The 13307-nt window shown below is 33.9% G+C and carries 12 protein-coding genes; 8 read left to right on the forward strand and 4 right to left on the reverse strand.

The window, feature by feature from the left end; all coding sequences use genetic code 11:
• Nucleotides 1–37 precede the first annotated feature (37 nt).
• The 5 genes from BLT57_RS06120 (at nucleotide 38) to BLT57_RS06140 (ending at nucleotide 6305) form a co-directional block, all read left to right on the forward strand.
• Nucleotides 38–1501, forward strand: a complete 1464-nt coding sequence (locus BLT57_RS06120; protein WP_157717129.1) for a hypothetical protein — start codon at nucleotides 38–40, stop codon at nucleotides 1499–1501.
• Between the two features lie 115 nt (nucleotides 1502–1616).
• Nucleotides 1617–2537: a GNAT family N-acetyltransferase gene (locus BLT57_RS06125; protein WP_157717130.1), complete on the forward strand. Its 921-nt coding sequence runs from the start codon at nucleotides 1617–1619 to the stop codon at nucleotides 2535–2537.
• Nucleotides 2534–3637, forward strand: coding sequence for a DegT/DnrJ/EryC1/StrS aminotransferase family protein (locus tag BLT57_RS06130; protein WP_091423685.1), 1104 nt, complete (start codon nucleotides 2534–2536; stop codon nucleotides 3635–3637). Before BLT57_RS06125 ends, BLT57_RS06130 begins: the two co-directional genes overlap by 4 nt.
• Nucleotides 3638–4948, forward strand: a complete 1311-nt coding sequence (locus BLT57_RS06135) for an O-antigen translocase (protein WP_091423687.1) — start codon at nucleotides 3638–3640, stop codon at nucleotides 4946–4948.
• 91 nt (nucleotides 4949–5039) lie between these two features.
• On the forward strand, nucleotides 5040–6305 hold the full coding sequence (locus BLT57_RS06140) for an O-antigen translocase (RefSeq protein WP_091423689.1): 1266 nt from the start codon (nucleotides 5040–5042) through the stop codon (nucleotides 6303–6305).
• Nucleotides 6306–6323: 18 nt separating this feature from the next.
• Here BLT57_RS06140 and BLT57_RS06145 read toward each other — a convergent pair whose 3' ends face one another.
• Nucleotides 6324–7472 carry a glycosyltransferase gene (locus tag BLT57_RS06145; protein WP_091423692.1) on the reverse strand — a complete coding sequence of 383 codons (1149 nt, stop codon included), beginning with the start codon at nucleotides 7470–7472 and terminating at the stop codon, nucleotides 6324–6326.
• A gap of 36 nt (nucleotides 7473–7508) precedes the next feature.
• On the opposite strand from BLT57_RS06145, the gene BLT57_RS06150 reads away from it, so the two are divergent.
• Together BLT57_RS06150 and BLT57_RS06155 are read left to right on the forward strand one after the other, a co-directional pair.
• On the forward strand, nucleotides 7509–8582 hold the full coding sequence (locus tag BLT57_RS06150) for a glycosyltransferase (RefSeq protein ID WP_091423693.1): 1074 nt from the start codon (nucleotides 7509–7511) through the stop codon (nucleotides 8580–8582).
• A 4-nt stretch (nucleotides 8583–8586) separates the two neighbouring features.
• Nucleotides 8587–8997: an FdtA/QdtA family cupin domain-containing protein gene (locus BLT57_RS06155; RefSeq protein ID WP_369825402.1), complete on the forward strand. Its 411-nt coding sequence runs from the start codon at nucleotides 8587–8589 to the stop codon at nucleotides 8995–8997.
• On the opposite strand, the gene BLT57_RS06160 is transcribed toward BLT57_RS06155, so the two are convergent.
• Together BLT57_RS06160 and BLT57_RS06165 are read right to left on the reverse strand one after the other, a co-directional pair.
• Nucleotides 8982–9905 (reverse strand): glycosyltransferase family 2 protein, encoded by a 924-nt coding sequence (locus tag BLT57_RS06160; RefSeq protein WP_091423697.1) that lies wholly within the window; start codon nucleotides 9903–9905, stop codon nucleotides 8982–8984. The two genes, BLT57_RS06155 and BLT57_RS06160, sit on opposite strands and share 16 nt — an antisense overlap.
• Nucleotides 9902–10792 (reverse strand): glycosyltransferase family 2 protein, encoded by an 891-nt coding sequence (locus tag BLT57_RS06165; RefSeq protein WP_091423699.1) that lies wholly within the window; start codon nucleotides 10790–10792, stop codon nucleotides 9902–9904. The genes BLT57_RS06160 and BLT57_RS06165 overlap by 4 nt, the downstream gene beginning before the upstream one ends.
• Before the next feature lie 99 nt (nucleotides 10793–10891).
• Here BLT57_RS06165 and BLT57_RS06170 point away from each other — a divergent pair, with 99 nt between their 5' ends.
• Nucleotides 10892–12517 (forward strand): right-handed parallel beta-helix repeat-containing protein, encoded by a 1626-nt coding sequence (locus BLT57_RS06170; RefSeq protein WP_091423701.1) that lies wholly within the window; start codon nucleotides 10892–10894, stop codon nucleotides 12515–12517.
• Here BLT57_RS06170 and BLT57_RS06175 read toward each other — a convergent pair.
• Nucleotides 12514–13197 (reverse strand): cell division ATP-binding protein FtsE, encoded by a 684-nt coding sequence (locus BLT57_RS06175; protein WP_091423704.1) that lies wholly within the window; start codon nucleotides 13195–13197, stop codon nucleotides 12514–12516. The two genes, BLT57_RS06170 and BLT57_RS06175, sit on opposite strands and share 4 nt — an antisense overlap.
• Nucleotides 13198–13307: the final 110 nt, after the last annotated feature.

Consider the following 13307-nt stretch of genomic DNA (forward strand, 5'->3'; position numbering starts at 1 on the left):
TTTACAAGGGAATAAGTCCCTTTTACCATTGAAGATTTTGAAAGAGATACTACATAAGTTTTTAAAAAGCAATAAAGATTATCCGTTAGTTTCTGGCTGTATTTGTGGGATCTATGCCTTTTTGTTTTATTATTCGAATAATTTTTCTGCCATATATTCAGTAGCACACTTCTTTTACTTTTTGATGGTATTTGTCCTGTTACCAATGTTAGTGTTTGGAGTACTTTATTATGCTTTTGGGCGCCACCACATTTTAAAAAATTATCGACGACATCTGTTATTAGTGCTTATAATTACTGGAATAGTAATCTTGTTGTCACAAGCTGTGTTTTTATCCTTGAAGATAAAACTGATACTGGTTGCGTTTATTGTGAGCGTATTGATAGCTATTAAATTCTTTAATCATTACAAAAAGATTCTAGTCATGATTATGGTTGTCACGTTGATCCCTTTGGGTAAATGCTTGATTCATGTTTATGAACATCTAGGTGCATTAGCTTGGAAGACCTTACCCGACGATATAGAATCTATTTCCTTAAAACACAAACCCAATATCTATATCATTCAACCAGATGGTTATGTTTCAAAGCCTACTTTAGAACATAGACCATACAATCATCAAAGTGACTTATACGATTGGTTGTCCCAAAATAATTTCAAGGTTTATGACGATTTCAGAAGTAACTATCCTGCAAGTCTAGCTTCTAATGCATCAATGTTTGCAATGAAGCAGCATTACTTCGGACATATGATTGGTCCAACATTTGAATTACCTAAGGCTAGGTCAGTAATTAGTGGAAACAACCCTGTGCTTTCCATTTTAAAACGAAATGAGTACCATACGTCTTTTATCGTTCAGGATGAGTATTTTCAGCAAAATAGGGATGATTTGGTCTACGATTATTATAATATTTCACATACTGAAATTCCATTTTTCAGTAATGATAACAATGTAAAAAAAGTAGTTTTTGATGACTTAAAAACAGCAATGTCAATACAGACAGAGCAACCGAAATTTTATTTTATCGAAAAACTTTTACCACATCACATTCATTTTAAAAAGACGGTTGAAGCCGATAGAGAATCTTATGTAAAACTCATTGATAGTGTTAATGTGTGGCTAAAAAAGACCATCAGCTATATTGAACAAAAGGATGAGAGCGCGCTAATTGTTGTGCTTGCTGATCATGGTGGCTGGTTGGGTGTGAGTAGCTATAATGACATGTTTAGTACCAAAGATGAGGAGGATATGAACTCTATTTATTCAACCATAGCAGCCATTAAATGGAACGGCTATTTGTATAATGATGTCGATGCTCATTTAAAATCTAATGTGAATCTGTTTAGGGTTTTATTTAGTGCTTTATCAGAAAACAAAGCACTACTAAAACATATGGAGGATGATTCAAGTTACAACTTAAGTAACGCATCTCAATTTTATAATTCTGTAAATCAAGTATACGATACCAATGGAAATCTCGTTTTTAATAAGCGCGAATAATTTATAACGCTTCCATTATTTATAGTTAAATTGGGGCATTAAATGAACTAAAACCATTTCTATTTTTTCAGTCAAAACATATTCGTCAGATCAAAAAAAAGCTTGGGATGATTTCGTGAGGCATTCCAAAAATGCCACATTCTTGTTTTTTAGAGATTTTATGGAGTATCATCAAGACCGTTTTGAGGATTATTCGTTAATGCTCTATAAAGAGGACTTGCTAATAGCGCTATTACCTGCTAATAGAGCAAATGATTTGGTTTTTTCTCACCAAGGGTTGTCATACGGCGGATTGTTATTAACGAGTGATTCTAAGTTCTCCGATGTGCTAGAATGTTTTAAGGTACTGCTAGAGCACCTGAAGTCGCATGATGTGACCGTTCTAAAACTAAAACGATTACCTAGAATTTATGAGCAATCGCTATGCGATGACATCGACTACTTGCTATTTAAAACTAAAGCCCAACTTGATCGACGAGATATAGCGATGGTTATTGATGTTAATAACCGTATCAATGGTTTGTCATCCAATAGAAAACGGAACTTAAAAAAAGCCAAATCTCATCCTATTGAAATTAGAGAAGTGGTTCAATTTGATGCGTTTTTTAATGAGCTATTACTGCCTAATTTACAACAGAGATACAATACCTTGCCAACACATACAGTTGAAGAAATAACAGTATTACAATCGAGGTTTCCGAAGCATATCAAGCAGTTTAACGCATACTTTGAAGAACAACTCATTGCAGGTGTTACCGTGTTCTCTAGCCAAACAGTAGCACATGCTCAATATATTTCTACCATAAATACGCATAGCCATTTAGGGGGTCTCGATGCTATTTTTGATTATTTGATTAATGTAGCATTTAAAGATAAACGCTATGTTAGTTTTGGAATATCTAATGAAAATAATGGAGAACAAATTAACCAAGGCTTATTAAGCTGGAAAGAGAGTTTTGGAGCACATGCTGTTGCTCATGATTTTTATAGTATTTCAACTGAAAATTACAAGATGCTTGAAGAGGTAATGATATGATTAAGTTTATAGATTTAAATAAGATTAACCTGCGTTTCGAAGCTGAATTTACAGCACGGTTTAAAAGCTTTTTAAATTCGGGATACTATATTATGGGCTCCGAAGTGACTCAGTTTGAGGAAAATTTCGCTAAGTATTGTGGGACGAAGTATTGTATCGGTGTAGCCAACGGATTAGATGCATTAACACTTATTTTTAAATCTTATATCGATTTAGGAAAACTTGAAGTAGGAGATGAGGTCATTGTACCCGCTAACACCTATATCGCGAGCATTTTATCGGTAATCAACGCAGGATTACGCCCTGTTTTTGTAGAACCAGAGGTGCAGACCTTTAATATTTCACCTTCGGAAATAGAGAAACATATCACCGCAAAAACAAAAGCAATTTTGGTGGTCCATTTGTATGGTCAGTTGGCCGCTATGACAAAAATAAGTAAGATAGCTAAGCACAAAAATCTATTGGTTATTGAAGATGCTGCTCAAGCTCACGGTGCTGTATCGACTTCAGAAAACAAAAAAGCAGGAAACCTCTCGGATGCTGCAGGATTTAGTTTTTATCCTTCGAAAAATTTGGGTGCCTTGGGCGATGCAGGAGCAGTTACCACTAATGATAAAGATTTAGTAGAGACTATCAAGTTGCTTCATAACTACGGGAGTTCTAAGAAATACGAGAACGAAAAAATAGGAATTAACAGCCGCTTGGATGAGTTACAAGCCAGTTTCTTGAACCTAAAACTAAACTATCTCGATGCCGACAATACTGCGCGACGTGCCATAGCAAAACGTTATTTAAGTGACATCAATAATTCAAAAATACAATTACCTTATTATAATGGTTCAGACAATCACGTTTTTCATGTTTTTGTTGTAAGAGTCGACAATAGAGTTAAATTCACCCAATATTTAGAACGCGAGGGCATTGGCTATTTAATTCATTATCCAATAGCGCCTCATCAACAAAAAGCACTATTGCCATATAAATCTTTATCTTTACCACTTACAGAAGGCATACACAACTCTGTAGTAAGTTTACCTATGAGTCCTGTGTTGACTAATACTGAGATTGAAACAATTATTAATGCCCTAAACCTTTATTAATTGAAGAACTTTATAAAGTACATTAATACTAATGTATTGTTCAAAGTTGCCCATCTAAACTCGGCAACTATTGTGACTAAAATCATTGCAGGTATTTTGACCTCAAAGGCCATAGCTATATTTATTGGTGTTGAAGGGATGGCACTAATTGGAAATCTTAGAAATTTTCTTAGTGCAATTCAATCCGTTTCTGTTTTAGGCTTTTATAATGGTGTGGTTAAAACCATTGCAAAGTACAAAGATGATACTGTCAACCTGAGTAAGACCATATCAACGACCTATTATTTAGGTTTTTTTTCAACCATTTTTGTAGCATTCCTTTGTTATTATAACGCTGCTTTTATAAACGACTTACTATTTCCTAATTACAGATTTACATATGTTATAGAGATCATGGCTTTGGCCTTACCTTTTTATGCGCTAAATATGTTCAGTTTTGCCATAATGAATGGGTTTTCAAACTATAAAATGTTACTCATTATAAACATTATCGGTCAAATATTAGGACTCTTAGTGACCTTGCTTTTAATCTATAAGAATCATATTGACGGTGCTTTAGTAGCCGCAGTTTTGGCACCATCGCTCATATTTTTAATTACGTTAGTTGGAATTATAAATAGAAGGAATTTGATGACCTATATCAAGGTAGATCACATTAGTTTTGATATTCTTAAGTCTTTTGGACCCTACGCTGCTATGGCCTTAGTTTCTGCCATAGCCTTACCACTCATTTCCATTTGTATTCGTAATTATATCATTACTGAAATTGGGATTAAAGAAGCTGGGTATTGGGAAGCTATGAATCGAATTTCTGATTATTATTTAATGTTTATTACTTCTATTATCACCTTATATATCGTGCCAAGATTTAGTGAAATAGATACTAAACAAGAGTTTAGAAAAGAAGTTTTTGGTTTCTATAAATCGGTAATGCCAATTTTTGGTATAGGTTTGGTTCTGCTTTATTTTTTAAAATCTTTTGTAGTGCCACTCATTTTTAATAAAGACTTTCAACCTGTCGAAAACCTATTTTTATGGCAACTTTTAGGCGATTTTATAAAAGTGTTGTCTATTGTAATAGCCTATCAATTTTTGGCTAAAAAAATGTTTACTCACTTTATCATTATTGAGGTCTTTTTAGTTATCATGCTATATTTCTCAAGTGTTTATCTCATTGATATTTTTGGTGTTGAAGGCGCGGTAATTGGGCATTTTATAAGCTATTTGATGCACTATGGGATTGTGTTACTTATTTTTGGCTCATCCCTCTTTGGGATCGTTCCTGGAGAACACTCAGATCGTAGTTCTTAAACTAATAGTATATTTAAGGCAACAACCAAATAAATAAAGTACACCTGTGATAGATTTAAAGGGTATAATAAAAAGAAACCTTCTTTTGAGGATGACTTCCTTAAATGCGGTGGTAATTTTTATTCGACTTTTGATATCCTTGTTTATTCAGCGTTTATTGGCTGTTACCCTAGGTGAAGCTGGAATTGCAAAAATCGGACAACTACGAAATCTAGTGCAGATCTTAACGAGTACAGCATCACTTGGAACATTTAATGGAATTGTCAAATATGTGTCTCAATATGAAACCGATAAAAAGACACTCTCCAAATTATTCTCTACTGCATTTATTTTAGGAGCTATTGGATCTATAGTGTCTTCTGCAGTCCTTTTTTTAAACGCCGAATTTATTGCTCTGAAACTGTTTGGAGATGATGCTCTTATTGATGTGATTAAATGCTTAGCCTTAATTCCACCCGTTGTTGGTTTAAATCGTGTTTTTTACGGACTCATTAATGGGCTTTCCGATTATAAGAAATTCGCAAAGATTGAATTGGGAACTTACATATTATCGGCAATTTTAATGTTGGTGTTTTTGCATTTTTACAGCTTAAAAGGGGTGCTATTTGCGATTATTTTAACGCCTATTATTAGTTTTGGAGTTATTTGTGCCATTTTTGTTAGGAAGATTAAAACACATATCAAGTGGAGTGAGTTGTCTTTAGATATGTCATTCGCTAGGCCTTTGTTGGCCTTCACCTTAATGTCATTCATTTCTACTGTATTATTAAATTATATCGAATTAGATATTAGAACCACTATCACAGACAGAATTAATATTAATGAAGCAGGATATTGGACGGCGATGAATTTTATTTCTAAAAATTATATGGTGTTTTCATCCAGTCTGTTTACGCTATATGTGATACCGAAATTTGCTAAAATTTACACAGGCTCTGAATTTAAATCTGAAGTATTACATATTTATAAAACGCTATTACCACTATTTGGAATTGGTATGATTCTAGTATATCTTCTTAGAGATCTTCTGATCAACATTATTTATCCTGATTTCGACGGTTTGGAAGTGTTGTTTAAATGGCAATTATTAGGCGATTTTATACGATTAGCGACCTTAGTTATTTCGCATCAATTTCTTGCTAAAAAAATGGTAGTGACATTTGTAATTACTGAGCTTATATCTTTAGGACTGTTTTACGGATTGTCAAAATACTTTGTTGATATTCACGGTGCTGAAGGAGTTGTTATGGCACATTTTTATAGATATATCATCTATTTGTTTGTTGTGGTTTTTGCGGTATGGCTCTATTTTAGAAATCCTAATAAGAATACTGCTGAACCAAAAATTAATTCTTAACCAAATCTATAGATGTTGTTAGGATGATTTGGCATTTTTCCAAACCTTCAGACTTTCCTCGGCACATGTTACATAATGATGTTCTTGTTCAACAAAGGCTCTAGCATTCGTTGAGATGTTCTGGAGAACTTCAGGATGAAGAATAAGCCACTCTAATTTTTTAACGATGAGATTGGGGTCTGGTAGCGCATTGATAGCTACTGTATCTTCTTTAAGTTGATAATAGTCTAGCCATTCCTGTTCTGCACCAGTAAAAACTACTTTACCTTTTGCCATGGCTTCTAAAGCATTGTAACCTTGATCATAAGAAAATACTTGATCTAGAAGAATATGCGCCTTCTCAAATGTTTTGATATATGCTTTGTATGGTAGAGATTCTACTGTAATGATGTCTATTTTGTCGGCATAAATTTTATGAATTACAGCCAATGCCTTCTCGAAAACATCATTACCTTTCTTGTAATAATTGTTACGGTTAATACCGTGTAAAATCACAATTTTATCTTCAATTTGCAATGGTTGATATGTGATAACATCAGTATTTATAGGGTGGGGAATTAGTCCCAAATGCTTATCATGATCTTTTAACGGCATATAATAATCTAAGTCGCTAGAAATCACACCAGAAATTCTTTTAAAAATATGTTCATGTAGGGCTTTAAACTCGGGTTTAAGATATTTGAGACCTAGAGAATAATTATGCTCAGGCAAACGACCTTCAAAATACGGTGTAAGAATAGAGTATTTAAACTTCTTTTCGAAGGCATATTTGACACTGGTGTAATCTGTTCCGCACGATAAGAGGAATGCTTTACCATTCCAATCCACTAGAAGATCAAAAATCTCACGTTCTATTTTTGGTCGGCAAATAAATGAAGATTCATTAATAAACTGTACAATGTCATAGCCACTAAGGTGTGATTGCAAGTTTAAAATCTGCTTTTTAACATCTAATGAGTACAAGTCGATTTTAAACACTTTTAAAAGCAGCCAACGCCACTTTTTTGAAATGCCTTGCGTATATCGATTTTTAATTTCGATATCTACATCAATTTTTTTAAAGCCATCAGTGAGACCAACAACCAAAGCTTCGTGGCCTAGTTTAATTAAACCTTCTTTTAGATATTTATGAGACTGGTTATATTCACCAACCAATAATATTTTCATTTAAACTATATTTGGCATAAAGATAAATAATTGTTGATGTCTAGAGCTAAAAAGATATGTATTGTCGTCACTTCTTTAGGGAAAGGAGGTGCTGAGCGTTCATCGTCTTTACTGACTCACATGTTATCAGACTTGGGTCATGACATTCATTTAGTGTCCATAATGGACGATATCGATTATGAATTTAAAGGTCAGCTATTAAATTTAGGAACACTTCAATCTACGGGTCCCAAACTATTTTTGAAGTATAAAAAGTTTAAAGCATTCAAATCGTATTTAAAAAGACATCAATTTGATTATGTTATTGATAATCGCACACGACCATCTGTGTTGAGAGAACTCGTGGTGTCTAGGTGGCTATATAATCCTGATCATACTATCTATTGCGTGCGCAGTTATCATTTGAACACTTATTTTGTGAGTTCTAAGATGCTAGCAAAATACCTGTATAAGGATGCCTATAAAATTGTAGGTGTATCAAAAGAAATTGCTGCAAATATTGAGCAAGAATTCGAGTTTAAGAATGTCACTTCTATATATAATCCTATTGAATCTATAGAAGCTGTGGCTCATAAAAATGAAAGACCCTATATTTTGTTTTACGGAAGGATTGTAGATGATGTTAAAAATATAAGTTTGTTAATTGAAGCCTATCAACAATCAGAATTACCAGAACAGCAGATCGATCTTATCATTTTAGGAAGTGGTGAGGATGTTCAGGTGTTAAAACGTAAAGTGAATGTTTTAAATTTAAGCGATAATATTCAATTTGTGCCTTTTCAAGTGTATCCATATGATTATGTGAAAGGTGCTAAATTTACGGTATTGACAAGTCATTATGAAGGTTTTCCGCGTTCGATAATTGAGTCTTTAGCTCTCGGAATTCCTGTAATTTCAGTAGATTGTAAATCGGGACCAAAAGAGATTATTCAACATGAATCTAATGGTTTATTAGTGAAAAATTATAATGCTAAGGCACTAGCCCAAGCAATGAATCGTTTTATGAATAATCAAGAATTATATAGTATCTGTAAAACTAATGCGAAAAGTAGTGTGGAACGATTTTCGATGTCAGCAATAGCAAGACATTGGGATGCACTTTTAAAATAAAAAGATGATGAATACCATAGCACAAGTCCATTTTGTTACCATTCCTAAAGTCCATGATATTCGTGGTAAATTAGCAGTTGTTGAAAAAGAACATATCCCTTTTAAAATGCAACGCATTTATTATTTGTATGATGTTCCTAGTGATGCGTACAGAGGAGGTCATGCCCATAAAAAGCAAGAGTCTATCGTTATCGCTTTAAGTGGTAGTTTTGAGGTGCTTATTAAAGATGGTCATCATGAAAAGCGCATTATGCTCAATAAACCCGATAAAGGATTATATATTCCAACTGGGATTTGGCGAGAAATAGATAATTTTTCTTCAGGATCAGTTTGCCTAGTAATTGCATCTACAGAATTTGATGAAACCGATTACATGAGAGATTATAACGAATTTAAAACTTATAAAGATTCATAGTATAATTTCTTTCCACCAAAAGATTTTAATTTAAGTAATAGTTTGATGAGCCATTTTGGACTATCAACTATTAATCGTCGTTTTAGCGAGAGGTTTTTTGAAGAGAGTGCTTGCCTATAGCGTATGTATCCGTCGTTGTCATCGTTCAATTTACTCATAACGGCCAACGAAAAACGATTTCTGTCTAAAAACTTTTTAAGGAAGTGGTTAGTCTGTTCTTCATCCTTATAATTATCAAATTTAGGTTTCTCATGTATATTGAAGCTAGTATTTGATAAACTATCTTCATTATAGACATAATAGGCTAAAACTTTACTGATAAAAACAATAGGAAAATGCAGCCCTATACGTATCCATAGGTCTGTATCTTCTCCTGAGGTGATTGTCGTATCAAATCCACTAGTGAGATCTAAAACCTCTTTTTTGAATACAATGCTAGATCCAGATAAGGCAGAGTGCCGCTGGCTTGCTTCAAAATAATCCAGAATTAAAATAGCGCTATCCTGCTTAAAACTATAAGGGACAGGCACAATTCTATCCTTGTATTTATGCGCTATGGCAGTTGTAAATACCGATTTGTCAGGATGTTTTTGAATAGCATTATGGATGCTTTCTAAATAATAAGGATCCCATAAATCATCACCATCTAATAAGGCTATATAAGCCGATTTAGCTAAAGAAATGCCCTGATTTCTAGCTTGAGAAGCGCCTTGATTAGTTTGATCAATAATTTGTAACCTATGGTCATTGAAAGACTTCATGATCTCCAAACTTCCATCGGTAGAACCGTCATTTACGATAATTACTTCAAAATCTGAAAAGCTCTGACAAAGCACTGAATTGATAGTTTGCCCGATATAATCCGCTTTATTATAGACCGAAATAATGATGGAAAAATATGGAATCATGAATTTAAATCTTGATAACAAATGTAACTCAATTTATAACACTGCAACACCCAAACTTTGGGTTGATGACCTAACAAGTTTTGTTTGAATCGATTACCAAAAGTCTTAAAACACCAAGAGCCAATCCTTTCTAGTTTGAGACGTTTAATGGTTCTGAAGGTTTGTAATAAGCTGTTTTCACTGTCCGATAGCGCTCCTAGTTTTTCTAATTGTAGCAAGGTTTGAACTGATTGTTCCACTTTGTTTAAGTAGTTTGAACTAGATTCAAGTCCGAGATGATAGACCTCATTATCAATGTGAACGATTTTATTATTCTGAATTTTTAGTAGTGCTCCAAAATAATTATCATAACCATAGCCTTTCTGAGTAATCTGCCCGTTGATGCTCTTAAAAACAGATGTCTTAATTAAGAAATTTGCTGAAATCACAACTTTATAGGGCTTTTTATTTCGCTTTTCAGCAGCAACTTGTTCTTTAGCTTTGCCATAGGTCCAACGCAATAATAATTCATGCGCTGGCGCGTCACTATTATAGCTAAACCCTCCGTAGACAGCATCGTAATCTAAAGTTAGAAACGGGATATAGTTAGTGATGAAGTCATCAGTTTTTGGAAAAACATCGGCATCTAAAAACAATAGCCAGTCATATTTGGCGTATTCGGCAAGTGCTTGTCTGGTTGCGATTCTTCCCGTATTTGTATCTGAAATTTTATAGCTGGTATGTGATAGTTTTTGAATTTCAGCATTGTTATCAGCGAATATTGGTTTAGAACAATCATCTAAACAAATAATTTCAAACAGAATCTTGTTCAGGGTTAACTGCTCATGTAATGTGTTTACGAGCAATCTAATATCGAAATTATATACTGGAATAAGTACGGATAGCATTCTGAACTCTTAGAACTCAAAAATACACTTTTTCTGCTAGCTATGAATCATCTGTATTTAAGTGTTTATTTTTGGTATAGTAATTGACTCTAGTGACCTATGAAGCAGAAATTACTTTTAATCGTATTCAGTATTGTGAGCTTATATCTACAAGCACAGCAAGAATTTCATGTGTTTCCTAATGACCATAAGTTGACGCCTGGCACTGCTCAAGGTAATGGGTCTGTAGATAAGCCATGGGATTTACAATCGGCATTAACACAAAATATAGCAGCCGTCAATGCTGGTGATACCATCTGGTTACATGAAGGTGTCTATAATGGTCGTTACATGAGTACACTTCAAGGAGATGCAACACAAGGGTTTATAACGGTTGCAGCCTATCCTAAGGACAATGTCACGCTCAATGGAAATATCATATCTAAGCGAACTTCGGTTTTAGAGGTAAAAGGAGGATATGTCATATTTAAAGATTTTGAAATTACATGGCTTGGTGAGTTTTCAAGAGATGAAAGCGATGCTAATTTTCAAGTATGTAGCGGTATTAGGCATCTTACAGGTGTGAATTGCAGATTTTATAATCTTAATATTCATGATAACCCTGGATTAGGGATTGGATCCTGGAAACATGGTGCTGGGACCATTATTGAAAACTGTAGGATATATAACAATGGATTTATGTCTAAAGATGGAAAAGGACGTGGTGAAGGCATTTATGTTCAGAATAAAAGTAAAGAGACACGTCTGCTTAAAAATAATATTATTTATAACAACTACTATAAAGGGATAGAGGTCTGGTCTGCAGGAAAAAAAGCGAATATGGAATTTGTGAAGCATATTACTTTAGAGGGTAATATAGTTTTCAATAGCGGATCACCATCGGGCACACATAGAGATAATGTAATCATCGCTTCAGATGATAGAACGGGAATTAACGTGGCAAAACATATTTTAGTCTCAAATAATATTTTATATCACAATACCAGCAAGCCCAATGGTAATTTGTTAGGAGATGCGCCGTCACTCACGATTGGTTATAATAAAAAGGCGCCTGTAGAACAGGTAATCGTTAAAGATAATATCATAGCAGGAGGTTATAATGCATTACGACTTCTATATGCGAAATCACTGCACTTTACGAATAACAAGGTTTATACCGGCATCGTTCAGGTCAATCCAGAAACAATGTCGTATTATCAAGACTGGAACTTTAGGTCAAACACATTTTTTTCAAAACTTAAAACACCTTTTCGTATTCGTGGAATTGGGATTTATTCTATGGGCACCTTGAATGCAAAATATCAATTGGGAGCGGATAGCGAAGTCATACACATTAATGATTTTGAATTGGAGCCAGTGTTACATTTGTCTCAACATTCACAAAAGGAGACTATTTTTCATCTTGCAGTCTTTGATTCAGAAGGGAAAGATGTCAATGTAGATTTTTCAAAATATAATTTCAAATCGAATCTAAGTTATAAATTATATGATGCTGAACGTCCGAATATTATTCTGAAATCAGGAACCCTTTCTATCGATCAAAAGCTAATAGTACCGATGCAGATTGCAGACTTTCAAAAACCATTACACAATACAAAAGCTAAAAAAACTCTGTCAAGCTTTGGCGTATATATTGTAGAATTTGAATCTGCGTTACCAGTAGAGACTTCGGAAATAAAAAAAGGGAATATATTTAAGCGATTTTTTAAGTGGTTAGGATTTTAACCTTTTCGTTGAACGACCTCGAACACTTTATTTTCATCGCATTTCAGCGTCTTACTCGGATATTTTAAGAGTAGGGCATAATCGTGCGTCGCCATTAAAATTGTATTGCCGTTTTTGTTAATGTCTCGCAGTACCTCCATAACTTCAATACTAGTTTGGGGATCTAAATTCCCTGTTGGTTCATCGGCTAAAATCAATTCAGGATCATTTAATAAAGCTCTAGCAATAGCAATGCGTTGTTGTTCACCTCCTGAGAGTTCATGAGGGAATTTGAAGCCTTTAGTCTTCATTGCAACTTTGTCTAGAACAGCTTCAATTCGTTCTTTAATCTTGGTTTTGTCTTTCCAGCCTGTAGCTTTTAAAACAAACTCCAAATTGCCGTTAATAGTACGATCGGGTAGGAGTTTGAAATCTTGAAATACAATGCCTAATTTTCGTCTTAAAAAGGGAATGTCGTTTTCTTTTAAAGTTCTTAAGTCATAATCAACGATGTGACCTTCACCTTCAGTAAGCTCCAAATCACCATAAAGTGTTTTCATAAAACTACTTTTACCAGAACCCGTTTTACCAATGAGATAGACAAAGTCACCTTTTCGCATTTCAAAATTAACATTAGACAAGACCATGCTATCACCTTGATAGATGGAGACATCCTTGAGTTGTAAAACAATTTCAGACATATAATGATGTAGACTTATTTCGGCTGTAAATGTATTATAAAAACTATGAACTACCAATAACGATGAGGAAAATCAGATATTGTTGCGCCAAATTCTTTATATTATCTTTT

The organism is Formosa sp. Hel1_31_208, from assembly GCF_900104785.1.
Lineage (GTDB): Bacteria > Bacteroidota > Bacteroidia > Flavobacteriales > Flavobacteriaceae > Psychroserpens.